The organism is Bacillus timonensis (assembly GCF_000285535.1).
GTDB lineage: Bacteria > Bacillota > Bacilli > Bacillales > Bacillaceae_L > Ferdinandcohnia > Ferdinandcohnia timonensis.
Genome location: NZ_HE610989.1, coordinates 1 through 25,480, shown reverse-complemented (window position 1 = coordinate 25,480; position 25,480 = coordinate 1). Strand labels below are relative to the sequence as shown.

Below are 25,480 nucleotides of genomic sequence, written 5' to 3'. Positions count from 1 at the left end.
CAAGAGAGCCTTATACCTAACTTTGGTAAAAGGCTCTTTAGGATACTACCTATATAAACATCCCAGCAATCGCAGCACTCAATAAGGAAGCGAGCATTCCAGCTGCTACCGCCCGTAATCCCATTTTTGCAATATCGGGCCGTCGTGACGGGGCGAGTCCACCTAATCCGCCTAGCAAAATGGCCATTGAGCTAAAATTAGCAAAACCACATAATGCAAAGCTTACAACAATGACTGTTTTTTCAGTAAGCTGATCAATTTGCGGTGCAAAGTATGAGTAGGCGACAAACTCATTTAAAACGAGTTTTTGACCAATAAAGCTTCCGGCAGTTATCGCTTCCGACCATGGTACACCTACGGCAAATGCGATGGGTGAAAAAATCACGCCTAGGATTCCTTCAAGACTCAAAGCGTTATACCCAAATAGGTTGCCAAAACCACTTAATATCCCGTTTATTAACGCAATTAAGGCAATAAAGGCCAATAACATTGCTCCAACGTTTAAGGCGAGCTGCAAGCCATCACTTGCTCCTCGTGCTGCTGCATCAATTACGTTAACAGAGTCAGTATCTTTTTCCATTTCAAATTCTTTGACGTTGGAATGCTCTGTTTCAGGAAGAATAATCTTTGCTAAAATAAGTCCAGCCGGCGCCGCCATGAAACTTGCAGCTAAAAGATATTCTAAAGGGACACCTAATAGTGCATACCCGACAAGAACGGAACCTGCAACAGAAGCGAGTCCGCCTGTCATAACAGCAAATAGTTCCGACTTTGTCATATTTGCTAAATAAGGGCGGATGACTAAGGGTGCTTCTGTCTGGCCAACAAAGATATTAGCAGCGGCTGACATTGACTCCGTCATAGAAGTTCCTAGTAGCTTTGATAAGCCGCCTCCAATAATTTTGATAAACCATTGCATGATTCCGAGATAATAGAGGACAGAAATTAAAGAAGAAAAGAAGATAATGATGGTTAACACATTAAAAGCAAAAATGACGCCAAACTCTTCTGTATTTGAAAGGGAACCAAATAGAAAAGAAATTCCTTCATTCGCAAAATTAATGACATCCTGTACTCTCATTGATACCCATTCTAGTCCAGACCTTCCTGCTTCCCATTTTAAAACGATAAATGCAAATAATAGTTGTATGAGTAAGCCAACAAGAATGGTCCGAAGATTGATACTACGCCGGTTTTGTGAAAGTAATAAGCCTATCCCAAGTACAACAAGGATTCCGAATATCCCCCAAATGACGTTCATCTAATCACCTCTATTGGTAGATTTATCATCTTTGGGTAAGAATATACGAAAAATACATGTAAAGGGATAGGCTTTTTTCTCGGTTTATTCCTGTTTAACTTCTTCTATATGATACGGTTGGTTATAGCCTGCATATCCAGGTATTGACCACACTCCACTCTTAGATTCCTTTGCTTGATTCATCACAGCAATATAATCATCAAGATATAGCAACGGAATCCGTACATGCTGAGAGGAGTGTAATACAAAGTAGTAATAATGATGTTTGTACGAATTTACTCATGTTTTCTCCCATTATAAACTTAGACTGTTTTCGCAAACTATGTTGCTTTTTACGCCGTTGATTTCGCTGTATTTTGAAAATCCTTCCTTGAATTTGCACCGCACGAAGAAAATGCGAATGCATTTTCGAGGAGTCACCGCCTTACGCTTCAATCAACTAGGTTGCACTTATTCCCTTAAAACAACAATCTTTTAGAAAAGAGCCTAAACTTAATTAATTATATTTCTTTTCATAATAATTCAAGAAAATTGATTGAAAATGATTCCTTAGTAACAGGATAGAAGAAATATGTAAAATACATATTTTATAAAACTAGTAACATGCTAAAACAATTTTCGGAGGAACGTGATGAAGACGGCAAGTCTGTTTACATTTTAGCTTATGTACCAGGCTTTCCAGATACAGTTGGGCATGTATACGTGCGATTGATGCAGTAACTTGAAAAGCAATGTATGTCGATGTCGTAGATGCAACATTTATACATTCATTTTTCAAAGTAGTCCTTGTAATAGGGCTGCTTTTGTGTTTTCTGGCTAGTTGTGAATACTATTTTACATACAATAGGGGGGTATGGTAAAATGAAGAAAATAGAATGATGTAAAAGTTTATTGGGTGTATGTAAAAGGAGAGTTTATGATGACATACGATGGGAATAAAATAAAGATTGCGATAAATGGTGGGATTGGTTTTGGAGCAAAGCTTAATGCAAAGCAACTCGTGACCATTTCAAAATACATGAAAGAAGATGAGGAGTTGGAATTGACTACATTCCAGCAGCTCTACATCGAAGTTCCCGAGGATAAGAAGAATGAGATTATAGAGGAGTTTGAGCGGGTAGGGCTGTCCTGTTATCCGGTTGGCAACTTTGTGAAAAGCCTACGAACATGCAATTTTTGCAAAGGAGAAGAGGAAGAAGGAATGCCTGTAGCAAAGGAAGTTAATCATCGTATTGCTGGAAAACCCGTTCCTTTTACGCTAAAAGTTGCATATACGGGTTGCCCTGTAGGTTGTGGTGAGCCCTTGCTTAACGACATCGGGATTATGAAAATGAGAGATCGTTACAATTTATATATTGGTGGTAAAGCAAAAGGGAAAGATGCTAAGGTTGGTACCTTACTATTGGAAAACCTCACACCAGACGAACTATATGCTTCACTCGAAAAAATCATTGCTACCTATGCTGAACAAGGGAAAAAGCGAGAGCAATTTCATAAATTCGTAAAGCGGGTAGGTGTAGATCAACTCATAAGTTGATAATGAAAAAGACAGGGAGTTCGTGTCCGATACACAAACTCCCTTTTTTATGCCCCTGCCAAGGAACTTTAGTTTATCACATTTTGGAACAGAGTGCCGTCGTTGTATCCCTTTATTATTTTGAATGATTTGGGTAGGTCATGATATTACAATAAACGATTATGCTAATAAATGATTATTTAAATCTATTAAATGTAGATGCTTTCATTTATACTTTAAACTAAATTAAGTAAACTGGAAGGATCGTTTATGAATACTTATTTACAATCAGATTGTTCGAACTGTTTCGGGTTATGTTGCGTAGCATTACCTTATGCCAAATCAGCAGATTTTCCATTTAGTAAAGACAGTGGAGACCCCTGTCAAAACCTATGTTCAGATTTTCGGTGTAAGATTCATGATCAATTAAGAGACAAGGGTTTTCGTGGCTGTGTCTCCTATGAATGTTTTGGAGCTGGACAACATGTTTCACAGACTCTCTATGCCGGAATTGATTGGAGAGAAAAACCAGAGCATGCCAGTGAAATGTTTGAGGTTTTTCCCCTTGTTCAACAACTTCATGAAATGCTTTGGTATCTTAATCAAGCTTTGAGTTTGAAGGAAACAAAGTCGTTCCATCTAAAATTACAAAATCTATATGAAGAAACCTTACAATTAACAGAGAGAAAGCCTAAAGACCTTTTAAAGGTAGACATCGGAGCGCATAGAAGTAATGTAAATGATTTATTACTGAAAACAAGTGAAGTGTATCGGAAGGATGTTTCGAAACCACGTAATAATAAAAAGAAAGCTTTAGATTATGTAGGAGCAAATTTAAAAGGGGCAGATTTACAAGGAATTAATTTTCGAGGTACACTACTAATCGCAGCAAATTTAACTCATGCTAATTTAAGAAAAGCTGATTTAATTGGTGCTGACCTCCGCGATGCCGACCTACGTCATGCGAACCTAACGGGTGCTCTTTTTCTAACACAATCTCAGCTTAATTCAGCTAAAGGTAATGTACATACAAAAATACCAAACTACTTACAAAGACCAGGTCATTGGGTAGAATAGCTTTTACGTGTGTCTCCGGTTAAAATCCATAATTCCTCCTGTAATAGGGAGAACTAGTAAAATCGCATTTATTTAACAAAAATGCTTGGGTTTCGCATTCCCAAGCATTTTTGACTTTTGAAAGTATCATTTATTTCTTTTTAGGTTTTTCGTCTAAAATAGAACGTAATTCGCTAATATCTTCTTCCGATAAGGAATCCTCCTGGACGAACTGAACGAGCATCGACTTTAGCGCTCCACCATAAATTCGCTTAATAAAAGATTGTGCTTCGGCCCGCTGACATTCATCTTGTGAATAAAGCGGGAAAAAAGTGTAGACTCTCTGATTTTTATTGACTCCTATCACATTTTTTTGGACGAGACGATCTAAAAGAGTGCGTACGGTTTTCGGTTTCCAATCCGTTTTCTCCTGTAAGGAGGATATCACATCATTGGCCGTTAATGGTGCATTTTCCCAAAGAACATTCATTACTTCCCATTCTGATTCTGAAATATTTGGGATTTCCTTCGTCAACCTTATTCTCCTCCTTTTAAATGAAGTGTTAAATGTTTCCGATTATCTTTTTGTTTCCTTAATAAATTCCTTTATCTCTCAAAATGGATAGAGTGATATCTGCTGCCTTGCTTCCATAACTATTATCTTCATTTTGTATATTTGTTGCAAAGAAATACGTCTTGTCATCGGTCTCAACATATCCAATAAACCAACCGTTTATATTTTTGCCATTCACGTTGCCGGTACCTGTTTTGCCGGAGAGCTTAGAACCGTGGTCAACCTCTAATGTTAATGAATCTTTAATGGTTTGAATATTCTTTTGCTTGAATCCAAATTGATTTGTATAAAACGCAGACAGTAATTGGACCTGTTCAACTGGAGAAATCTTTAATGAAGATTCCAACCAATAATCTGTTCCACCAGAAAGATCATAATTTCCATAATTCATCTGTTCCAGGAATCTTTGGGTGGTGTCCTTCGGTATTTTTTGATCTAATTTTTGAAAATACCAGGTTACCGAATTTCTCATAGCAGTTGATACATTTTGATCCATGTTCCATGATTCATATGGATATTTTGTTCCATTCCAATTCATCTGTGAATCATTACTTGTAATAACATCCGACTCTAATCCAATCAAGGCGCTATATATTTTGTAAGTAGAATTTGGTGAAACCCTCAGCGTGCTTTTATCTTTATTATAAATGGAATATTTACCATCCTTCATATCATATAACACAAAGCTTCCTTCGTACCCAACAAAATAATTGCTTAAATCCTCAAATTGCGTACGTTTATTATTAAAATCATAATGGTCATTGCTTGCGGCCATAGCAGAGATAAACGGAACCTGACTTGCCACAAATACACTTACAATTGAAAAGATTATAATACTCCTCAGTTTCAACCACTTTGATTCCATGGTATAGGATGCAATTTTTTCTATCCTTTTTTTCACTTGTTCCTTTGAACCGTTAAACTGATTCGCTAAAGCAATCTCTTTCGAATGTGGAGCTAGACCCACGAAATTGATAATTGCATTCCCATAATCTCTATGAAAGGATTTATCAATTGATTTTAACACAGCTATATCACAAGCTATCTCACGATCCATTCTCATTTTTTTAAAAGCAATCCAAACAAGGGGATTATACCAATACAAAATTTGATAGATGATAATGAGGTAATTCATTGCTGTATCTTTGGATTTATAGTGATTCAATTCATGCATAAAAATATAATTGATATCCCTTAATGTCATCGATTTCTCAAGATGTGTCGGTAACACAACGTAAGTCTTTAACAGACCAAATGTCATAGGAGATTTGACGAGTGGTGATTCTCCTACTATTACAGGCTTTGATATATTGAGATGTTGCTTGCATTTTTCAAATACGTGTAAAATGTCTTTGTTGTTCAGGGAGGTTATTGTTTGTTTCATTTTCTTTAATTTGAACCAGGCATGGAGGAATAGTGCAGCCATAACTACCATACCTGTTATCCAAATACCGATGAATACGACATTTAAGAAATTCAGATTAAGAGAATTGACAGATACCGTAAAGTCCTGCATCCAATTACCATTAGTTAGGGTTGATTCTTCAAGGGTGTTGATGGTAGGGTTGTCAACTCTATTGATTCCATTCATATTGAAAAAATGAAAATGATTTTTAAAATGAATCAACTGCTTCGGTATAAATGGAAGCGTTAATGCAAGTAACAATAAAAACCATAGATTGTATTGCCATTTTGCTGATAGTTGCTTAGAGAATAATCTCCTAATAAGCAAAATAGCAATTACCGTAATAGAGGACACAATAAAACTTGTGAATAATTGAGTGAAGAACATACTTTTTCACCTCCATTATTTGAAATACCACAATATTACGTAACCCCTTTATTCCTCTCAAGAAGTTTACTCTACTTTATTGATTCCATTCCATAATTGTTGGTTGAATCTTATTGAGTTTAATATCCTCTTTGTGGTACTGGAAGTGTACCATTTCATAATCAATTTTATCAATTAGTAGTATTCAGGGATAGTAATAGCATGATAGATTCTTGTTTTTTTGTAAAAGGATGAACAAGGATTTTTTTGTTTATAGGGATTGACACCTTTTGATTACAGTTGTAATATTGGACTACAGTTGTAGTCAAAATAAAAATGAAAGGTGGGATGGTTGAGTAAGTTGTGTGTGTGTTGTGGCTACATCAGTGAGGTATATATAGATTTTGCAAAGTATCAAAATTTGAAAGATGTTTTTCAAAAACATCATGAAAAGAGTACATACTTCATTATTGCAAGGTCAAAGTCAGGTAGATTTTGTATCAAGTAAAAAAGAAAGAGGTTTTAAATTTGATAAAAACATATAAACATAAATTCAGCATGCATTATTTTAGTCTGCTAATGTTGTTGGTCTTAGCACTTACACTTTCTGCTTGCATAGATAAAGATAGTTCCACAAATGCCGCGTCAGATGTAGAGAATAAAGTTGAACAAAGTGAAAATACAGACGAAAAGATAGCCCAACTCGAAAACGAATTTGATGCACGGATTGGTGTATATGCAATTGATACGGGTACGAATACGACTATCGAATATCGACCAGATGAGCGTTTTGCATATGCTTCTACTTATAAAGCTTTAGCAGCAGCAATATTGCTTCAACAGAATACGATGGAAGAATTAAAGGAAGTAATCACATACACCAAGGATGATTTAGTTACCTATTCTCCAATTACAGAGAATTATGTGGATACCGGTATGACTCTATTGGAAGTAGGTGAGGCCGCGGTACGTTTTAGTGACAATACCGCTGGAAACATCTTATTTGAAGCAATAGGAGGTCCAGAAGGATTTGAACAAGCTTTAAGACAAATAGGTGATACTGTTACTCAAGCTGATCGAGTCGAACCAGATTTAAACTTTTTCAAACCGGGAGATACCCGTGATACGAGCACACCAAAAGCTCTTGCCAATAGTCTGCAAGCTTTCACGGTTGGCGAATCTCTTTCCGAAGATAAACGTAAATTGTTCATGGAGTGGCTTAAGGACAATGCTACAGGAGACACATTAATTAGAGCAGGCGCTCCTGAAGGTTGGATAGTTGGTGATAAAAGTGGGGCGGGAGTTTATGGAACAAGGAATGACCTTGCCATTGTTTGGCCACCAAACAGAGAACCGATAATCCTAGCTATCCTCTCAAATCATACGACTGAGGATGCTACGTATGATGATGCGCTGATCGCAAGAACTGCGGAAGTTGTACTTAACGCTCTAAAGTAAAGGGAGACTGAGTACAGTTTGCCAAAAAAAGTTAATGCTATAAGGTGATTTATATGTAATCAATAAAATAGCATAAATGATGCAAATGTAAATAAAAGAGGGACAGATACGTGTCCTAAGTGGATGATGAACCTGTTCCTCTGATTTCAAAACGACTTTAAGGTATATGTAATGGCATAAACGGAATATCACCGGGCCGAGAACCGATAAATGATATACCGAAAAAGGCAAAAACGAAATATCATCGGGCCGAGAACCGATAAATGATATATCGAAAAAGGCATAAATGGAATATCACCAAGTTGGAGCAAAACTTGCCAGAAAACCTTTTGACATTACAATGTTAGATTTGTATAAAGCAGTTGAAGTGGTACGGGAAGGCGAGTTGTTTAGCGTGCATGACAACTCGAATTCAGATTGCAAGGTCGGAAGAAATATTCAAAACACTATTGAACCTTTGTTTGAACAAGCTCAATATGCAATGGAAAAAGTATTAGGAAATGTAACCTTAGTGGATATTGTGAAGAGCATAAATGAAAAAGAAAACTGTTGAAAAGAGTATCGAATTCCTTTTCAACAGTTTTGTTTGTTCGGAGTTACGGTTCCATCGTCCTTTTAGGACATATTGATTATTGTACTTCCTTTTCGTTTGGCTGTTCAGTATGATTCACCTGTTTTTTAGAATTTTTTTGGTTATTCTTAATGTGACCTTTTGCATCTACTTTTGAATCTCTTAGCATGTTTACAAACCTCCAAACATAGAGCCTTTTCGTTTATTTTTCCAAACTTAGATGGTTTTATTCGAATGTTTGTAATTTGCTAGCCCTACGCTCTTCATTTAACTAACCTTTTCCATCATTTTCTACTCATTTTTACTCTTATCAACCTTTTTCCAGAATTCTTTTGCGATGATTTGATATCCTTCAGAACTTAAATGAATATTGGTTGGGTTTGGAAGGTATGTTTCATAGTCTTTGGCAATTACCTTTGTAGTTGGAATAAAGGTATCTCCGTTTATTTCGGCAGTCGTTTCAATGGTTTGATTCAATCCATCTAATAATGGTGTTAAAATTTCCTTTTCTTGTTCTGATGCATAGGGGAACGGAAAATAGTAGCCCATTACATATACTTTTGCATCAGGATTTAATTGTTCAATGGTACTTAAGATAAGAAACAAATTTGTGCCCACTTGTTGGATGGCCAGTGGTATTTTGTTTGGAGTTTGTAAGAGTCGTAAAATATCGTTCGCACCAACATCAATGGTTACGTACTCAGCCTCGCTAATTTTCACTTGAACTTCAGGCTTCGCTATATCACTCAATACATTCGTTGAAGTATAACCAGGAACACTAAAATTTGTATAGTTAACTGTGTACTGAGATTGTTTGAAACGATCAACCAGATAATCGGGATAACCTTTATCTTTCTTGTTATATGGTGTTGTTCCAGCAGCTAACGAATCCCCTAAGGCTACATAATCAATGTTCTTTTTAACAGGCCCTTTTGCAAAAACTGAGAATGGTATAGAAAGGCAAACAGCAAATACAATAAAGCCTAATAACATTTTTCTTAACAATCTAACTCCTCCTTTTTGTTCTTAATAAAGAATTACTTAGATTATAACAACGGAAGTCATAACTTGTAAACGTGTTACCCTTAGAATGTTTTTATAGTTTTAAGGTTGCCACGTAAGAAACATTTTCATAACGAATAAAGTACTATTCTTCGATAATGAAGAATTCATGTTGGTGTGGGAATGAGAAAGTAACAGAGTTCTTAATGTGAACGAGGTTATTAAATTTGGGACAAGGGACCTGTCCCTTTGACCCAGCATGCTGTATACTAGAGTAGTATTTTGATAGATAGAGGAGCATGCTTTCATGAACCAGGAATTTTTTTATATTATTATCATCATTGCGCTCGGGTACTTTTTAAAACGAATTCATATTTTGCAGGAGAAGGATGGGGAGGTAATCTCCAAACTCATCTTTAAAATTACGCTCCCGGCTTTAGTGCTTGTGACATTTGATTCTGTTGAAGTTCAACCCAGCCTCATTTTACTCCCCATTGTTGTACTCGTGTACGGAATCATCATCTCTTTTTTGGGCTTGCTCATCTTCAAAAATGAAGAAAAAGAGGTTAAGGGCTCTTTTTTAATGATGTCTTCAGGATTTAATGTAGGCTTATTCGCGTTTCCGCTTGTATTTGCCATCTGGGGAATAGATGGATTGACGTATTTTAGTATGTTCGATGTGGGAACATCTTTCCTTGTTTTTGGAATTGCTTTTATTATGGGAAGCTATTTTTCAAAGGAAGGGTTAAGTTTGAAACCCGTTGAAATTGGAAAAAAACTTGTTAAGTCAATTCCATTAATGACATATCTATTTGCGAGCATTTTAAATTACAGTCATATTAAGTTACCTGGTGTGGTCATTGATATAGCAAGCACCATATCCGGTGCTAATATTCCTCTTAGCTTACTTCTATTGGGCTTGTATTTGAATTTTAAATTTGAAAAACAGTTTTTGAAGCCAATGTTGAAATTTTTAACATTCCGATATGGAATAGGCTTGCTTGTAGGAGTTACATTGTTCTTTTTACTTCCATATGAAGATATGTTCCGATATACGATATTAATCGGCATGTTATTACCAGTTGCTGCTTCGGCACTCACATTTGCAGTTGAATTCAAATACAGTAACGAAAACATACGACTAATTGCAACTGCAACAAATATTACGATTTTAGTGAGTATCGTAATTTTATATGTATTTGCACACCTTATCTAAACAAAATGAAAGGACTGAGGCACTCATCCTCAGTCCTGTTTTTGTTTTTTCATATCAAACAAGCCAGTTGATATTTCATTTAGTTTATTAAGAAACCGGTTAAAGCCAAACCCAACAAAAAAGGCGACACTGACTTGAGCATAAGGGCCATCAAGATTATCGGTGAAATCAATCATCAAAATTCCGCTTTGAATTAAATTTACGGCGATGACAGCTGTTCCAGTTGCAAAAAGCGGAAAGAAAATATACATGACCCAATGCCTGGGATCAATTTCTTCGTCATTCATATAGTGCGAACAAAACATATATAGATGTCTAAGCGAGCCACCAATTGCGCCGGCAAAAAAATAATACAAGAAAATTTCAATTTCCGCTAACTTAGGGAATGATTCTTCAAATACACCAATCCACAATGCACCTACTGCTAAAAAACTACCAAAAAATAAGATGCAAAGATAAATCAAAATCAAGGTTTTCAACCATCGTTTCATTTGATCACCCCATTTTAATCAGTTTATGTGGGGTAATTGAAAATGGTGCCATGTTTAGATTTTTGTATAATTTGGGATAATGGACCTGTCCCAAACGTGTAACTTTTTAGGAATTGGTTCGTAATAATGAGGTAGGATTATGTGAAGGAGTTCATACATATGAAAAATGAAGAAAATGGGTTAAAGCCGTTTTTTAAATTAATTTTGTCGACCAATATTCCGAAGGCGGCCTTAGGGGTTGGTTTAGCGGGAAGCATTATTACAACATTTGTGGGGCTTTCGATTCCGTTATTAACACGGGAGCTTGTTGATGGGTTTTCTGGAATATCGATTAATGCCGCACTGATTGCGATTATTGCAGCGGTATTTATTTTACAGGCGGTAATTGATGGAGTTTCGACTTACATGCTTGCTGCAGTGGGTCAACGGATAGTTGCACGATTACGTGAAAAGATGTGGGAAAAACTCATCCGTTTACCGGTAAGCTATTTTGATAAGCAACAAAGCGGAGAGTCTGTGAGCCGAGTTGTGAATGATACGGGAATTGTGAAAGATTTAATCTCTCAGCATTTTCCACAATTTATCACAGGAGTCATATCTATTATCGGGGCCATCATTATCTTACTGATAATGGATTGGAAAATGACGCTTCTCATGCTAATTTCCGTACCTCTTACAATGGTCATCATGATGCCACTTGGGAAGAAGATGGCGAAAATATCACGTGGCCTGCAGGATGAAACCGCAACGTTTACAGGAAAAATTCAACAAACCATCAGTGAGATACGGCTCATGAAATCTTCAACAGCAGAAGGCTTTGAAGAGGAAAAAGGAATCAATGGGGTTCGAAATTTACTTTCATTTGGGTTAAAAGAGGCGAGAATCTTTGCACTGATTGGCCCAATTATGTACACCATTGTTATGATTGTGATTGTAATTATCATCGGGTATGGTGGAATTCGTGTCGCTAATGGGTCGATGACAACAGGATCACTCGTCGCATTCCTGTTGTATCTGTTTCAAATTATTTTTCCAATCACTTCTTTTGCCATGTTCTTTACCCAGCTTCAAAAAGCAAAAGGAGCAACCGAGCGGATTATTGGGATTATTGAGCTGCCATTAGAAGAAGGTCAAAAAGGAAAAGATATGGATATCTCGAATTTGCCGATTCATGTTGAACAGGTATCGTTTGCGTATAGTGAAGAGGAGCCAGTTATTCATGGAGTCTCCTTTGAAGCAAAACCGGGTCAAATGATTGCATTTGCGGGTCCAAGTGGTGGTGGAAAAACAACGATGTTTGGCTTGCTAGAACGGTATTATGAACCTACAGCTGGTGAAATTCGTATCGGGGACACTCCTATCCATGAGCTTTCAATTGAATCATGGCGTAGTCAAATTGGTTATGTCTCACAAGAAAGTGCGATGATGGCTGGAACCATACGGGAAAATTTATGCTATGGACTGAAAAACGCAAAACAAATATCTGATGAACGGTTGTGGGAAGTTGCAAAAATGGCCTATGCTGATGAGTTCATTCAAGCATTCTCACAGGGATTAGATACTGAAGTAGGTGAACGTGGTGTGAAATTATCGGGTGGACAAAGGCAACGAATTGCGATTGCACGTGCGTTCCTACGCGATCCAAAGATTCTTATGATGGACGAAGCAACCGCAAGCCTTGATAGTCAGTCGGAAAGCATTGTCCAAGAAGCGCTTTCGCGACTAATGGAAGGGCGAACTACCTTTGTTATTGCCCACCGATTGTCAACAATTGTTGACGCCGATCAAATCATTTTTATCGAAAAAGGGGAGGTTACAGGGAAGGGGACTCACCAAGAATTAATTGAGTCACATGAACTGTATCGGAGTTTTGCAGAGCAGCAGTTAACGTAGTGGGACACGGAAGTGTGTCCCTCATTCCCAATTATGGTGAAAGTGTTTTTTTCGCGAACAAAATGGTGCGGAAAAACATATCCTAAGAATAGGTAGTACACTAAAAAAAGACCGTGACATAGCGACACGGTCAGGATATTCTAGTGTAACAGAGTAATCCATCCTTTTGGCCAGATAGGGTGGATTATTCTTTTTTTCTTTTACATAACATTTAGGCATCACATTCTTCCTTATTACATCATTTCTCACTATCTTTACAGTAAATGAATCGTTTTTATATGCTCCACATTCCGATAAATACGTTCCCCATCGGCTGAAATGAGAGTGATTTTGTTATTACGAAACTTTTGAAGTACACCAATTTTATCTGAATGCTCTCCAACATCAATCATCACAAGTTTATTTTCTAGCTTTTTCAATTGCTCTGTAAATGATCTAGCAACAGGGATTGATAATTCGGGTGCTAATGACGGGCTATCCTTATCTAATGAGTATGGTGTTTTGTTAGCAGGATACGGTATTAACCATTTTATGTGATTTAGTGGAATATACATTGTTTTATACACAGGCGAATGAAATACAAAATAATCGTTCATAATCGAGCCAAGAGTCCCATGAATCGCTTTTTTTCCCGTTACATAAATTTGGACATGCATTCCTTTAGCAACGGTTAGTGCTTTTCGATAGGAAACGACATCTGTTTCAATTGGTTTTTCTGAAGGAGGACTGTTAGATAAATCATTATCCTCAAAACTCGTTTCTTTTAACTTTTGTACATGAGTGAATGGAATATAAAGGAAGGAATAATTGGAGTAAATGACAAGAATGTCTAATCCACAATCTATTAGAACCCCTTTGTGAAAAATACCTCCAGAAAGTTCAACCTCAATTTTCTTCCCTACTAACTCAACAAAATCTATATACATGTTAATTCTCCTTTTTTAAAATTGTTATTGTTAAAGCGCGCCAGCAAAAAGCCAATAAACCCAATAATATAAAATGAAGAGAGTAAATAATGTTGCAGGTGGTATAACGACAAATGTGATTTTCATATACTGCATCCACGTGATTTTTACTTTTCCTTTCCTTACGATATGCATCCACATGAGCGTAGCAAGTGTTCCCATTGGAAGTAGCAACGACCCCATGTCACTCCCAATTACATTCGCGAGGTAGGCAATCTTTAATTCTAGTAAACTAAGATCCATATTCATTAAAGTGAGCGTACCAACCATTAGGGCAGGGTGATTATTAAATATATTGGAAAGTATCGTTAGTAAGCCGCCCATCATAATACTTGCGTTGAGTAGACTTCCAGAAACCATTGGCTTCATAAAAGTAATCAGCCAGTCTGTTAGACCGATGTTATTGAGACCGTAAATAATGGTATACATACCAAAAGCGAATACGATTATATACCATGGCGTTTTTTTAATCATATCGGCAGGAGATTGTTTTAAGTAAATCCATCTCCAAATTAAAAGAATGATTGATCCTAAAACGGCCATTAACGAAATGGGGATGTGTAAAAAGGAAGCGAGAAATAGGCTACAACGAACTGCGAATACAAACAACAAGACATTTCTCATAAAATTTGAACGTGCTTTTTCTGAAGCGTGTTGGATTCCTTTTCGTTTTTTAAGTGGATGATAGTCTGCTCTTGAAAGACCTGTAACATTAGTAGGAACTGTTTTAGGTAAGACTTTTTTAAAACGAAGAAACAACAACCATGTCAGTAGTAATAATCCAAGTGTTGCAGGAACAAACATCATCGCTGTATGCAACCACAAATCCATTTCGACGATTTTTAGCGCAATTAAATTAACAATGTTACTTACACCAATTGGAGCACTAGAAGCAGTTGCAACTAAGGCACCTGAAAGCAAATACGGAATCTTTTGATGATTTTTTAACCCCATATTGTTTAATAGCATGACTAGGATTGGAGTTGTAATTAAGATACTTCCATCGTTGTTGAAGAAGAGTGTCATCAGAAAGCAAAGTAGGTTTACGTACCAGAATAATCGTATACCTGAACCCTTTGCTTTTTCTGCAAGTTTCTCCGCCATCCAATGAAAGAATCCAAAGCTTTCTAACACAATTGCCATGACAATCGTTGCCATAATCGTAATAGCCGCCCCACTAATGGTGTTAGTAATAATCCCAAGATCTGAAATGGATACACTCCCAATCATTACAACAACAATTGCACCTAATGAGGCGGGTAAAGCTTCATTAATCCCCCTGGGCCTCCAAAGGATAAATCCGAGAGTAACCAAAAATGTGATGATGGTTATCCAACCGGTTAACATACTCATATTTTCACCTTTTCTATTTTTATGGTTCAGGGTCATTTTCCTGAAATGATATTACCTCCTATACGTTCGTGATTTTTTGTAAAAGTATGATGATGAATGTCCCTCCCATCTATCTATCTCTCTAATGTTTTAATGTATATATATGTAACTAGAAAATGGAGGGAATAGGGTTTGTACCTATTTTTTTATAAATCCACTAGAGTCCTTAACGTACGAATGTCATCGGATTACAGTACGTACCTAGATTCTAGTAAGCGATTGTCCTAGGATTTTGCAAACTTTTTAAAAGTTTAGTAAACGAATTTCTTGCTACTTGCCTAAACACAGAAGAGTCTACTAAACGAATACCTACATTCATTTCATATGATAATAGGGTTTACTAAACGAATAACTATATAGGATGGCAATGTGTGCAGAGTAGGTGGTGAAGAGCATAAACAAACGACATCCCAGGAAGGAATGTCGTTTGTGTAAATGGAGGTAAGCAAGAGCTTGGATGGTCCATTACATGTTTATAACATTTTGGTTTGTTATAGTGCGGCGTCGTTCTAGTTCGATGTCCATTTCAGCACGTTTACTATCCAGTTTATAGAACCATGCAGTAATCCCAATTAGTATACAAATACCTAACGGAATCCAGATAAAACTAATTTCAATATAGTTTAACGCAGTTGCTGTTTGTGTGGCTTTTGGAACATAACCACCCATATTTAAAAGAACACCAATAAAAGCACTCGCTAGCCCCATGCTTCCTTTTACTGAAAAACCTTGAAACGCCGCAATCATCCCAGAAATACTTCGTTTCTTTTTGAACTCTGAATAATCAATAACATCAGGTTGGATGGCAAAGGTAACACCAAAGATACCGTAAATCCCTAAACCGGTAATAGCTAGTCCTAGAATCAGGGTAATAGCTGATGAACCGCCAAAATAGATTAATAAATCTCCAACGATATAAATGGCAACGCTTAAAAGCAGCACATGTTTTTTAGGCATTTTACTTTGAAGCCAAGGAAGAAGAAGTAACATTGGTAGGCCTGATAGTATTCCGAACAGACCAACAAATGTTAACCAGTCTGTGCGACCTAGGTTATAGGTAAAATAATAGATTACGGTCGTATTACGAATCACAAAAAGACCAAAATAGAGAAAATTTAATACAAAGAAAATGATACTTTGATCTGTTAATCCTTTTAAATCTTGTTTAAATGATGATTTTTCATGTGTAACAGAAGGTGGAATAACCTCTTTTGTACTCATAAATGTAAAAACAAAGATAATCATCGCTGTAATGCCATAGATGGTCATGGTAATTAAAAATCCCTTTTGTGTATCACCTTGACCAAAGAAATCAACGAGTGGAGTTGTAATGGACATTACTAATGCTGTACCTACTAATGCGCAAATCATTCTAGTAGAGACTAACCAATTTCGTTCATGATAATCAGATGTTAGTCTGGGTACAATCGTATTTAATGGAATATTTACGATTGTATAGGCTGTACATAATAGGGTATATGTGACATATGCCCAAATGATTTTCCCAGTCATGCTAAAATCAGGAACAATAAAAGTTAAAACCGTAAATACTGCAAATGGAATAGCTCCGATTAGAAAATAGGGTCTTCCTTGTCCCCATCTCGTATGAGTCCGATCAACCAATAATCCCATACCTGTATCTGTTAAGGCATCAATCACTTTTGTAACGAGCATTAATGTACCAGCTACTGCTGCTGTTATACCAAAGACATCTGTATAAAAAAACATTAAATAAGACGCCATTGTACTAAATACTAAATTACATCCTAAATCTCCAACTCCGTATCCGATTCTTTTTGTCCATTTATTCATATTCTTCACATATCCTTTTCCATTTTACCTAGTCTTGTCAACGTTTTCATATCATCCTTTAAATGATGATAGGCAGATTTATAAACTTCATAATACTCATTATATCTTTGGTGATTTTGTTGATTTGGCATGATTTTTTCATCTAATACTTGCCATTTCTTTACATCCTCAAATGTGAGAAGCCCAGTCCCAATACCTGCAAGCATAACATCTCCCATATTTGCTTCAACATCATGAACAGGACAAACGACTGGATAACCAGTAACATCGGCAAAAATCTGCCTCCACAATTTTGATTTTGTTGCACCACCAGCAATTAATATATATTCACCAAGATTTTCCCCAGTTGCTTCCATCGCATTTTTTAATGAATATGCAACCGCTTCAAGAAATGCCCGGTAAATATGAGCTTTTGTATGAGCCAATGAAAGTCCAAGGATTGTCCCTTTCGCATCTGAATCCCAAATAGGGCTTCTTTCACCCATAAAGTAGGGGAGTACAATTAAGCCTTCACTACCAACTGGAATGTTGGCTGCTTGTTCATTCAATACGTCGTACGCATTTCTTCCTCCGGCTTTTTCAGCTTCAATTTCGAATTGACACAATGTTTTACGGAACCATTTTACAATGGCGCCAGCAGTGGCACCACCAGCAAAATAATAGGAGAGTCGTTTTGCATTATATAAATATGGCCACACAATAAGATCTTTACCTTTCACTGGTTTATCGGAAATTAATGCCGCACACATCGAAGTTCCGATTGCTGCTGCATAAATACCAGACTCAAAAACTCCTAGACCGATATTAGCTGCGCCACAATCTATTCCACTTGCGATTACAGGCATTCCTACAGGTAAACCAAGTTCGGCTGCACTTTCCTCTGTTAATCCACCTACTATATCTGTAGACTCCATAATTTTCTCAGGCATCATCGATAAAGGAATGCCCATTAGGTCCATTAATTCTTTTGACCATGTTCTCGTGTTCATATCAAAAATGCCACCAATATTCCCAGCAGAGGAATAATCAATTGCTATTTCACCTGTAAGTTTATAGATGACATAATCATTAGGTGGTAAAAAAAGTTTCGTTTTCTTCCAGTTTTCCGGTTCATTATGTTTCATCCATAGTATTTTCGTATAGCCATAATAAGGGTCAGACCCATTATGGGTAATTTCTACTAGTTTTTCTTCTCCAATATGGTCTTTAACCCACTTTGTTTCATTTTCAGCTCTTCTGTCCATCCAAATCATACATGGCCGAACAGGTTCCATGTTTTCGTCCAAAGGAATTCCAGAACCTCCATACAAACCGCTAATGGCAATTCCTCGAATTTGTTCAGAGGGAATACCAGACTTTTGCACGGTATTTTTAATCGAAGTTTTTGCAGCAGTAAGCCAAACTTCTGGCCACTGCTCCGCCCATAATGGCTTTGGTGTTAATACATCATATTCTTGTAAATCTTGTGATATCAGATTGCCCTCGGTATCCATTAAAATTGTTTTGGTACCTGAAGTTCCAATATCTGTTCCGAGTAAATAGTCCATGTTAAAACTCCTATTCTATCAATCTATCAAATATTCCTTGTCGTATTTGTGCCAAAATCATTTCGAGCTTGCTAGAAATGAATCCTTTGAAAATCGCATGTCTACGCCTGAGGATTTAAATTATCCAGTAGAAGGGGAGATTTCTACTAAATACGATTAAATAGCCGTAAACGCACCATCAATCACAAAATCAGCGCCCGTTGTAAAGCTACTCGTGTCACCAGCAAGATAGACACAAATGGATTGAAGCTCCTCTGGTTTTCCCATTCGTTGAAGAGGTGCCACTGAATTCCATTGCTGAATTAAAGGTTGTAAGCTTGGCGAATTTAATGTAAGTTCTGTTCCGATATATCCTGGACTAATACTATTTACGCGAACATTTCTTGACGCCCACTCAACTGCAAGTGATTTTGTTAATTGGATGACTCCTGCTTTTGAGGCATTGTAGGAAGCCTGTGGTTGTGGCACATTCACAATATGCGCTGACATGGAGGCAGTATTAATGATAGAACCTCCACCTTGCTTTAACATGACTTTTCCAGCAGCTTGTGCCGTTAAAAATACACCGGTAAGATTAATATCGATTACCTTTTTCCACTGATCAAACGTCATTTCCTCCGCAGGCGCATTGATGCAAATCCCAGCATTACAGAAGGCTACATCTAAGCGTCCAAACTGATTTAAAACTTTTTCTATCATTTCATTTACATCTTCAGGTTTGGTTACGTCTGTTTGGATGGCAATTGCTTCAACATTATGAGTGTCTGCTAACTCTAATGCCGTCTTTTTAGCTTCCTCAATATCTAAATCTACAATCGCAAGATCTGCTCCTGCTTCTGCAAAGGCTGTTGCTACACTTTTACCAATTCCTCTTGCACCACCAGTTACTAAAATCTTTTTACCATCTAGGCGCATTTTCTCAATAATTCCCATATGTATGTTCTCCTTTTTTTAAAGTAAAGTTATTTTATAAAATGGTTTTATAAAATGTATTTTTATAATATAACCGTTTTCATTTGTAGTCAACATGAAAAATGTTATAAATGTTTTATACGATTACGAAAGTTGTGATAGGGCAGGTGTCTGTGATATATTTTATTAATAAAATGTTTTTATAAAATTACTTTATATAATGGGGTATTTCCGTGGATCAAAGCATTACATTTAAAGATATAAAAAAGAATAATTACTCGTTGATATATCATCTCCTATATCAAAAAGGGAAACTTTCGAAACAGGATATTGCGAATGAACTAAATTTGAGCTTACCGACTGTGACTCAAAATCTAGTTCGTCTAGAAAAGGAAAATCTAATTGAAAAGAATGGACTCTTTGAATCTTCTGTTGGTAGGAGAGCAACTGCATATTCTATTTGTTCTCATGCTAGAATCAGTATTGGAGTAGAAATTCTAAAAAAAACCGTGCAAATTTTAGCAATTGACCTAAGAGGGGAAACTATTCAACAAACAGAATTTGCGATTCGCTACAAGAATGAAGAAAGTTATTTTAAAGAAGTAAGTCAAGCAGTACGAGAATTTATCGCAGCACTTGATGTTTCAGATGACCAGATTTTGGGGATTGGGTTTGCTGTACAAGCGCTAACATCGATCGACGGACAAAAAATTACGTATGGAAAAATATTAAACTCAACTGGGTTAGGTATTGACGTTTTTACAAAGTATCTCAACTATCCCTGTATGTTTGTGCATGATGCGCAATGTGCCGCAACAACTGAGTTATGGATGCAAAATGAGGTTGGGGATGCCATTTATTTATCGATTGGTCCACATCTTGGGGGGGCAATTATCCTAAACGATAAATTATATATGGGGAATGAAGGTTATAGTGGTACTGTTGAACATATGACCGTTAATCCGAATGGGCCTTCCTGCTATTGCGGACAGAAAGGTTGCATGGAAACATATAGTTCCATTAACGCTTTACTAGAAGAAAATGAATCACTAGATATATTTTTCCAGCAAGTACGTTTACATACCCCGTCATATGTAGAGCGGTGGAATGCCTTTTTAAATCATTTGGCATATTCGATTAATAATATCCATCTAGTATTAAATCGTGACTTTATTCTAGGTGGCCATTTGGCTCCTTATCTTGAAAAAATGATATTGAAATACTTCATGATAAAGTGAATGAAAGAACCGCTTTTCCAAGTAACGAACCTTTTATTCATATAAGTCGTTCGCCAGAGAATGGAGTTCCTATAGGTGCAGCTATCCGATTCATTCAAACATTTTTGAACAACATATGATAGGGTAGAGGTTCCATGATTCATGATAGGATGGGGGACAGGTTTGCTGACCCAACAGAGAAACGGCCTTTACACACGATTATTAACCTTATATAAAAAAGAACCCACATTCAGTTGTGGGTTTCAGAGTATAGACAAAGTCAGTACTGATTTTGTCTACATGAATTTTTAAGGATATCTAAATTTAAACTCAACTCCCAGACTGTCTTGCAAACGCTTGTCAGACAAGGCGCGCAGCTGAGCGAAGACGCGAATAGAAGTTGCCTTCATGAGCGGACGAGCGAGGCAAGCAACGCAGGATGCGAGCGTTTGTCAACAGTCTGGAACCCACATTCAGTTGTGGGTTTTTCAATCTTGTAGGCTTAATACATATTTGGTGGTATTAGACCGTTTTGTAGAACAGCAGGTAATGTATCATGGATATAAGGAGGTGCTGGACGTAATTTTGGTTTTTTGGCAAATGGCTGTGGATTTTCTACAAATTGGAAAGTACCTTCTCCATCCATACTTGGACCGTTTGCCCATCTACCTGTAGCACTTTCATTACCGCGAGAGAAATTGAATAAGACATGGGAAACTTCACGTTTCTCTAACTCTCTTGGAAATGTACTAGGTACAACGATATTTTCTTTTGATTCAAGTTCATTAATAGCAGCCAACCACTGATTTTGATGCATGGTGTCCCTTGCGATTAACCATGAAAGCATATCCTTTACACCACGGTCAGTAGTTGCTTCATATAATCGAACAGCTTGTAAGCGTCCTTGTGATTCTGCATTTAGATTTGCACGGAAGTCTGCAAGAAGATTTCCGCTTGCAATAATATAGTCTGCTGTCCAACGATTTCCTACACTATCCGCAGGCATAGCGCCAAGTCCTGAAACAATTGCATGCTGTGGATTCATACCACCAAGAATAGCCCCAATGACTGGATCCTTTGCAGCAATTTCTTGGTCCCCAACGGGAGCACCATCTAATAACCTAGCAATCATTGTCGCTAACATTTCAATGTGTGCAAGTTCTTCAGTGCCTGTGTCCATTAATAAGTCCTTATATTTCCCATCTGCACCACGAATAGACCATCCTTGGAATAAGTACTGAAGTGCAACAGATATCTCACCAAATTGGCCACCTAATACCTCTTGGAGTTGTTTTGCAAAAAGAGCATCCGGACGTTCTGGTTTTGCTCGGTATTGTAATTCTTTAATATGGTAAAACAATGGCATTAACCTCCATATCTATAAAAAGATTCATAAACTTATAGGCTTTTGTAAGCAAATGCCTATGTAGATAGAGTATGTAGGCAGGGGGAAAAGGTGTTTATATTAGAAATAAATGGGTGTTTGTCATACAGGTTAGCTCGTATATGTTCTGAGTTTGTATTTGGGGTCGGGGGAATGGGGAGTTATTTTTGTTTCTTGAAAAATTTAAAGATACCGAATGCTGCGGATTTACATAGAAAGTAAAAAAGGAGTAGGTACTAAACCGACTCCTGTGTAAAAACTTATTTTCCATCTTATTGATTAGTTTGAGCCAAGTTTAATGCGGTGTCAGTAATTGTTAAATCTACATTTAATTGTTCGGTTAAATTACTAGGATGATATATGCCTTTTTCAATCATATAATTGGTAATCGTTTCATGGGTTTTTATTGCATTTCTCAATTCCTCACGTAACACTGTTCTTACTTCAGGTGTAGTTGTTTCGGTTAAGGCAAAAGCCAGATTTCGTATGCCTGCTTTTGTCGAGATTAAAAAATCTGTGGCTATCACTTTATCCGTCATCCCACCCATGCCCATCAAATTTTTAAATACATTATTCATGTTTATGACTCCTATCCGTAATAAGTTCCTTTAATCGAGTTATACTCTTTGTACTTGTTGAGACATCGTTTGAAAGAATTGCTTTTAACTCCGGGTCTTGGACAAGTCCGCTCATCGTAACGGTTTTTGTCAAACAAAGGTTTTTAAAAGTTAGGATTTCATGAACCTCAAGAGTTTCATGAAGAGCCATATATTTCGTCATCATCCATCCTCCTCTTTTTCATATCATGACTTAAACATTAAGTTTCATTCAATTTTCCCATAAAAGGTAAAAGGTAAAATCAAACATTTAAGCCAAAAAATATACAGATTTGTATTGTAGTAAGAATAGCTTGTAAAGAGAAATCTAAACCGTAAATGAGTTCCGTTTGGAAAGGAGTTTGAGCAATGGTGGAGCAAACAGAATTGGCCTTCCATGAAACAATGGATTTGCATGAAATGTTAAACTTCAAAACGGTTTGTTTAATGAAATCGAAATTAATGCAGGGAATTTGTTTTGATAATGATTTAAAAAAACTGATGCAAAAAGATGTAGATCAATCTATAAAAGCTATCACAGAGTTAAAAACTCTGTACGAAGGTGCAAGAACCAATAGTAAATGAGGTGAAATCAATGAATGAGGATTATTTAGATCCGAAATATGCAGAAGGAATGCCAAAGATGGCCGATTCTGCTTTTGCACTTGATTTTTTATTGTCAATAAAAACAGGTATAAGATACTATGCGGTTGCATTAACAGAAACGGCTAGTCCTGAAGTGAGGACAACGCTCGTTAACCAAATGGAAGCAGCTATTGACCTGTACGAAGAAGCCACAGAATTAATGCTTGAAAAAGGGTGGCTGTATCCTCATGATCTTGGGAAGCAAGTGGAGCTTGATATTAAATCTGCTGATATGGCACTCGCTATTGCGAATATGACACTGTTTCCGATTGATACTGATAGACGTGGTACCTTTGCCACTCCATTTAAATAAAGCAAAAGGAGTCTTACAATGAAAGCAGTTACTTATCAAGGAATTAAGAACGTTGCTGTAACAGATGTTCCAGACTCAAAAATCGAAAAGGCAGATGACATTATCGTAAAGGTAACGTCATCTGCAATTTGCGGGTCTGATTTACATCTTATCCATGGGATGATTCCAAACATGCCGGAAAATTTTATTATTGGGCATGAACCAATGGGAATTGTTGAAGAAGTTGGTCCTGAAGTAACTAAGGTCAAAAAGGGGGACCGGGTTATTGTTCCATTTAATATAAGTTGTGGGCGCTGTTGGTTTTGTGATCATGGCTACACGAGCCAATGTGACGAAGCAAATCCTCATGGGGATATGGGTGCTTACTTTGGTTATTCAGAAACAACGGGTGGATATGCAGGGGGACAAGCAGAATATTTACGTGTTCCATATGGAAATTTTACTCCATATCGACTTCCTGATAATTGTGAAGTAGAAGATGAACAGTTAGTACTACTATCCGATGCCGCTTCAACAGCATATTGGAGTGTCGATAATGCAGGAGTAAAAGAAGGGGATACGGTTATTATTCTTGGCTGTGGACCAGTGGGTCTGCTTGCCCAGAAGTTTGCGTGGTTAAAGGGCGCGAAACGGGTGATTGCTGTCGACTATATTGATTACCGTTTGCAGCATGCAAAACGAACAAATCATGTTGAAATTGTTAATTTTGAGTCTCATCCTAACGTGGGAGAATATTTAAAGGAAATAACAAAAGGTGGAGCGGATGTGGTAATTGACTGTGTTGGGATGGATGGAAAAATGACCCCTCTTGAATTTTTAGCGACAGGATTAAAACTTCATGGAGGAGCGATGGGGGCCATCGTCACTGCCGCTCAAGCAGTTCGAAAATGTGGAACCATCCAACTTACAGGTATCTATGGAATGAGATATAATGCATTTCCCCTAGGCGATATATTCCAACGCAATGTTCAGCTAAAGATGGGACAAGCACACGTCATACCTATCATCCCTCAGTTGTATCAGTTAGTAGCAGAAGGAAAAGTAGATCTTGCAGATATTGTAACTCATAAAATTCCATTATCTGAAGCAAAAAAAGGATATGAGCTCTTCGATACAAAAATGGATAATTGTATTAAAGTAATATTGAAACCACATTAGAAACGTACAATAAATGAGAGAAGAGGTAGCTTTGGAGAATTCCAAGGCTATTTTAATGTTTACCGATTATTACCTGTTTACTGCACGTTGCCAAGGAGGTATAATAGTTTAACTCTCCTGCCTCATCAAACTTTAGGAGGTATTATTATGGCAAAATCATCGATGATTGCGAAACAAAAGCGACCATCTAAATATAAAGTACAAGAATATACTCGATGCGAACGATGTGGTCGTCCACATTCTGTATATCGAAAATTTAAGCTTTGCCGAATTTGTTTCCGCGAATTAGCTTACAAGGGACAAATACCAGGCGTGAAAAAAGCTAGTTGGTAATCTTCACCCTCCAATAGGAGGGTTTTTTATTGCTAATAAACGCTACTACAGTAACTGCAAACTTGATGATATTTCGATTACTACTTTACGTTATACAATCTATCGTTTTTCGTTAAAAAGTTGAACTAAATAGATTTAAATAGGTGAATTGTATTTTAACAAAAATTGGTTGTTGAAGTGAAGGAAATAGAATGTTATTATAGCTTTTGTCACTTCGCTTCGATATTCGACATAACATAGCGATTTGATTTTCTAAAAACATTATGTTAATATAACATAACAACATCTGCTGCTTTGAGTTTAACAATGGTAGATTCAAAAAAAGGTGTTGACATGAATTGCTCGAAATGCTATATTAGTAAAGTCGCTTTTGAGCGATGGATTAAATAGTTCTTTG

General features: G+C 36.9%; 25 protein-coding genes. 11 read left to right on the top strand and 14 right to left on the bottom strand.

Going from position 1 to position 25,480, the window contains the following annotated elements; genetic code table 11:
* Positions 1-49 precede the first annotated feature (49 nt).
* Together BTHG_RS20235 and BTHG_RS27715 are read right to left on the bottom strand one after the other, a co-directional pair.
* On the bottom strand, positions 50-1,261 hold the full coding sequence (locus tag BTHG_RS20235) for a NupC/NupG family nucleoside CNT transporter (RefSeq protein WP_010283775.1): 1,212 nt from the start codon (positions 1,259-1,261) through the stop codon (positions 50-52).
* Between the two features lie 84 nt (positions 1,262-1,345).
* On the bottom strand, positions 1,346-1,474 hold the full coding sequence (locus BTHG_RS27715) for a hypothetical protein (protein WP_269719517.1): 129 nt from the start codon (positions 1,472-1,474) through the stop codon (positions 1,346-1,348).
* A 706-nt stretch (positions 1,475-2,180) separates the two neighbouring features.
* Between BTHG_RS27715 and BTHG_RS20230 the strand changes: the two genes are divergently transcribed.
* Both BTHG_RS20230 and BTHG_RS20225 read left to right on the top strand, forming a co-directional pair.
* A complete protein-coding gene (locus tag BTHG_RS20230) occupies positions 2,181-2,798 on the top strand; it encodes a hypothetical protein (RefSeq protein ID WP_010283774.1) in 618 nt (205 codons plus the stop codon).
* A 249-nt stretch (positions 2,799-3,047) separates the two neighbouring features.
* A complete protein-coding gene (locus tag BTHG_RS20225; protein WP_010283773.1) occupies positions 3,048-3,854 on the top strand; it encodes a pentapeptide repeat-containing protein in 807 nt (268 codons plus the stop codon).
* A 130-nt stretch (positions 3,855-3,984) separates the two neighbouring features.
* Here the strand turns inward: BTHG_RS20225 and blaI are convergent, their stop codons facing one another.
* Together blaI and BTHG_RS20215 are read right to left on the bottom strand one after the other, a co-directional pair.
* On the bottom strand, positions 3,985-4,368 hold the full coding sequence (gene blaI / locus BTHG_RS20220) for a penicillinase repressor BlaI (protein ID WP_010283772.1): 384 nt from the start codon (positions 4,366-4,368) through the stop codon (positions 3,985-3,987).
* A gap of 58 nt (positions 4,369-4,426) precedes the next feature.
* Complete coding sequence (locus BTHG_RS20215; RefSeq protein ID WP_010283771.1) at positions 4,427-6,199, bottom strand: BlaR1 family beta-lactam sensor/signal transducer; 1,773 nt, start codon at positions 6,197-6,199, stop codon at positions 4,427-4,429.
* 507 nt (positions 6,200-6,706) lie between these two features.
* On the opposite strand from BTHG_RS20215, the gene bla reads away from it, so the two are divergent.
* Positions 6,707-7,636, top strand: a complete 930-nt coding sequence (gene bla / locus BTHG_RS20210) for a class A beta-lactamase (protein WP_010283770.1) — start codon at positions 6,707-6,709, stop codon at positions 7,634-7,636.
* A 286-nt stretch (positions 7,637-7,922) separates the two neighbouring features.
* The gene (locus BTHG_RS25475) at positions 7,923-8,189 is read left to right on the top strand and encodes an Rrf2 family transcriptional regulator (protein ID WP_010283768.1); all 267 of its coding nucleotides are present in this window, start codon (positions 7,923-7,925) and stop codon (positions 8,187-8,189) included.
* A gap of 309 nt (positions 8,190-8,498) precedes the next feature.
* On the opposite strand, the gene BTHG_RS20195 is transcribed toward BTHG_RS25475, so the two are convergent.
* Complete coding sequence (locus BTHG_RS20195) at positions 8,499-9,212, bottom strand: SGNH/GDSL hydrolase family protein (protein WP_010283767.1); 714 nt, start codon at positions 9,210-9,212, stop codon at positions 8,499-8,501.
* Between the two features lie 304 nt (positions 9,213-9,516).
* Here BTHG_RS20195 and BTHG_RS20190 point away from each other — a divergent pair, with 304 nt between their 5' ends.
* Positions 9,517-10,425: an AEC family transporter gene (locus BTHG_RS20190; RefSeq protein WP_010283766.1), complete on the top strand. Its 909-nt coding sequence runs from the start codon at positions 9,517-9,519 to the stop codon at positions 10,423-10,425.
* A gap of 29 nt (positions 10,426-10,454) precedes the next feature.
* On the opposite strand, the gene BTHG_RS20185 is transcribed toward BTHG_RS20190, so the two are convergent.
* Positions 10,455-10,916: a hypothetical protein gene (locus tag BTHG_RS20185; protein WP_010283765.1), complete on the bottom strand. Its 462-nt coding sequence runs from the start codon at positions 10,914-10,916 to the stop codon at positions 10,455-10,457.
* 159 nt (positions 10,917-11,075) lie between these two features.
* On the opposite strand from BTHG_RS20185, the gene BTHG_RS20180 reads away from it, so the two are divergent.
* Positions 11,076-12,809: an ABC transporter ATP-binding protein gene (locus BTHG_RS20180; RefSeq protein WP_010283763.1), complete on the top strand. Its 1,734-nt coding sequence runs from the start codon at positions 11,076-11,078 to the stop codon at positions 12,807-12,809.
* Positions 12,810-13,063: 254 nt separating this feature from the next.
* Here the strand turns inward: BTHG_RS20180 and BTHG_RS20175 are convergent, their stop codons facing one another.
* The 5 genes from BTHG_RS20175 to BTHG_RS20155 all read right to left on the bottom strand — a co-directional run bounded on the left by BTHG_RS20175 (position 13,064) and on the right by BTHG_RS20155 (position 19,458).
* Positions 13,064-13,735 carry a hypothetical protein gene (locus BTHG_RS20175; RefSeq protein ID WP_010283762.1) on the bottom strand — a complete coding sequence of 224 codons (672 nt, stop codon included), beginning with the start codon at positions 13,733-13,735 and terminating at the stop codon, positions 13,064-13,066.
* A 30-nt stretch (positions 13,736-13,765) separates the two neighbouring features.
* On the bottom strand, positions 13,766-15,127 hold the full coding sequence (locus BTHG_RS20170; protein WP_148361274.1) for an arsenic transporter: 1,362 nt from the start codon (positions 15,125-15,127) through the stop codon (positions 13,766-13,768).
* A gap of 504 nt (positions 15,128-15,631) precedes the next feature.
* Entirely contained in the window at positions 15,632-16,978 is a 1,347-nt protein-coding gene (locus BTHG_RS20165) for an MFS transporter (RefSeq protein WP_010283760.1), read from the bottom strand.
* 5 nt (positions 16,979-16,983) lie between these two features.
* On the bottom strand, positions 16,984-18,525 hold the full coding sequence (locus BTHG_RS20160) for an FGGY-family carbohydrate kinase (RefSeq protein WP_010283759.1): 1,542 nt from the start codon (positions 18,523-18,525) through the stop codon (positions 16,984-16,986).
* 156 nt (positions 18,526-18,681) lie between these two features.
* Positions 18,682-19,458: an SDR family oxidoreductase gene (locus BTHG_RS20155; protein WP_010283758.1), complete on the bottom strand. Its 777-nt coding sequence runs from the start codon at positions 19,456-19,458 to the stop codon at positions 18,682-18,684.
* A gap of 212 nt (positions 19,459-19,670) precedes the next feature.
* Between BTHG_RS20155 and BTHG_RS25470 the strand changes: the two genes are divergently transcribed.
* Entirely contained in the window at positions 19,671-20,675 is a 1,005-nt protein-coding gene (locus tag BTHG_RS25470) for an ROK family transcriptional regulator (RefSeq protein ID WP_010283751.1), read from the top strand.
* A 481-nt stretch (positions 20,676-21,156) separates the two neighbouring features.
* Here the strand turns inward: BTHG_RS25470 and BTHG_RS20145 are convergent, their stop codons facing one another.
* The 3 genes from BTHG_RS20145 to BTHG_RS20135 all read right to left on the bottom strand — a co-directional run bounded on the left by BTHG_RS20145 (position 21,157) and on the right by BTHG_RS20135 (position 22,818).
* Positions 21,157-22,014 carry a manganese catalase family protein gene (locus BTHG_RS20145; protein WP_010283747.1) on the bottom strand — a complete coding sequence of 286 codons (858 nt, stop codon included), beginning with the start codon at positions 22,012-22,014 and terminating at the stop codon, positions 21,157-21,159.
* 296 nt (positions 22,015-22,310) lie between these two features.
* Positions 22,311-22,616, bottom strand: coding sequence for a spore coat protein (locus BTHG_RS20140; RefSeq protein WP_010283742.1), 306 nt, complete (start codon positions 22,614-22,616; stop codon positions 22,311-22,313).
* Positions 22,609-22,818, bottom strand: a complete 210-nt coding sequence (locus BTHG_RS20135) for a Spore coat protein F (protein ID WP_010283735.1) — start codon at positions 22,816-22,818, stop codon at positions 22,609-22,611. Before BTHG_RS20135 ends, BTHG_RS20140 begins: the two co-directional genes overlap by 8 nt.
* A 185-nt stretch (positions 22,819-23,003) precedes the next feature.
* Here BTHG_RS20135 and BTHG_RS20130 point away from each other — a divergent pair, with 185 nt between their 5' ends.
* From BTHG_RS20130 to BTHG_RS20115, 4 genes are all read left to right on the top strand, one after another.
* Entirely contained in the window at positions 23,004-23,219 is a 216-nt protein-coding gene (locus tag BTHG_RS20130; RefSeq protein WP_010283733.1) for a hypothetical protein, read from the top strand.
* A gap of 10 nt (positions 23,220-23,229) precedes the next feature.
* Positions 23,230-23,592, top strand: a complete 363-nt coding sequence (locus BTHG_RS20125) for a spore coat protein (RefSeq protein WP_010283731.1) — start codon at positions 23,230-23,232, stop codon at positions 23,590-23,592.
* An 18-nt stretch (positions 23,593-23,610) separates the two neighbouring features.
* Entirely contained in the window at positions 23,611-24,750 is a 1,140-nt protein-coding gene (locus BTHG_RS20120) for a zinc-dependent alcohol dehydrogenase (protein ID WP_010283729.1), read from the top strand.
* 147 nt (positions 24,751-24,897) lie between these two features.
* Entirely contained in the window at positions 24,898-25,083 is a 186-nt protein-coding gene (locus BTHG_RS20115) for a type Z 30S ribosomal protein S14 (protein WP_010283726.1), read from the top strand.
* Positions 25,084-25,480 lie beyond the last annotated feature (397 nt).

Bases quoted from the DNA above. Each gene is read 5' to 3' on its own strand.
- BTHG_RS20235 (WP_010283775.1), bottom strand. From the start codon at position 1,261: ATGAACGTCATTTGGGGGATATTCGGAATCCTTGTTGTACTTGGGATA.
- BTHG_RS20230 (WP_010283774.1), top strand. From the start codon at position 2,181: ATGACATACGATGGGAATAAAATAAAGATTGCGATAAATGGTGGGATT.
- BTHG_RS20225 (WP_010283773.1), top strand. From the start codon at position 3,048: ATGAATACTTATTTACAATCAGATTGTTCGAACTGTTTCGGGTTATGT.
- BTHG_RS20215 (WP_010283771.1), bottom strand. From the start codon at position 6,199: ATGTTCTTCACTCAATTATTCACAAGTTTTATTGTGTCCTCTATTACG.
- BTHG_RS25475 (WP_010283768.1), top strand. From the start codon at position 7,923: ATGGAATATCACCAAGTTGGAGCAAAACTTGCCAGAAAACCTTTTGAC.
- BTHG_RS20190 (WP_010283766.1), top strand. From the start codon at position 9,517: ATGAACCAGGAATTTTTTTATATTATTATCATCATTGCGCTCGGGTAC.
- BTHG_RS20185 (WP_010283765.1), bottom strand. From the start codon at position 10,916: ATGAAACGATGGTTGAAAACCTTGATTTTGATTTATCTTTGCATCTTA.
- BTHG_RS20180 (WP_010283763.1), top strand. From the start codon at position 11,076: ATGAAAAATGAAGAAAATGGGTTAAAGCCGTTTTTTAAATTAATTTTG.
- BTHG_RS20175 (WP_010283762.1), bottom strand. From the start codon at position 13,735: ATGTATATAGATTTTGTTGAGTTAGTAGGGAAGAAAATTGAGGTTGAA.
- BTHG_RS20170 (WP_148361274.1), bottom strand. From the start codon at position 15,127: ATGAGTATGTTAACCGGTTGGATAACCATCATCACATTTTTGGTTACT.
- BTHG_RS20165 (WP_010283760.1), bottom strand. From the start codon at position 16,978: ATGAATAAATGGACAAAAAGAATCGGATACGGAGTTGGAGATTTAGGA.
- BTHG_RS20160 (WP_010283759.1), bottom strand. From the start codon at position 18,525: ATGGACTATTTACTCGGAACAGATATTGGAACTTCAGGTACCAAAACA.
- BTHG_RS20155 (WP_010283758.1), bottom strand. From the start codon at position 19,458: ATGGGAATTATTGAGAAAATGCGCCTAGATGGTAAAAAGATTTTAGTA.
- BTHG_RS20140 (WP_010283742.1), bottom strand. From the start codon at position 22,616: ATGAATAATGTATTTAAAAATTTGATGGGCATGGGTGGGATGACGGAT.
- BTHG_RS20135 (WP_010283735.1), bottom strand. From the start codon at position 22,818: ATGACGAAATATATGGCTCTTCATGAAACTCTTGAGGTTCATGAAATC.
- BTHG_RS20130 (WP_010283733.1), top strand. From the start codon at position 23,004: ATGGTGGAGCAAACAGAATTGGCCTTCCATGAAACAATGGATTTGCAT.
- BTHG_RS20125 (WP_010283731.1), top strand. From the start codon at position 23,230: ATGAATGAGGATTATTTAGATCCGAAATATGCAGAAGGAATGCCAAAG.
- BTHG_RS20120 (WP_010283729.1), top strand. From the start codon at position 23,611: ATGAAAGCAGTTACTTATCAAGGAATTAAGAACGTTGCTGTAACAGAT.
- BTHG_RS20115 (WP_010283726.1), top strand. From the start codon at position 24,898: ATGGCAAAATCATCGATGATTGCGAAACAAAAGCGACCATCTAAATAT.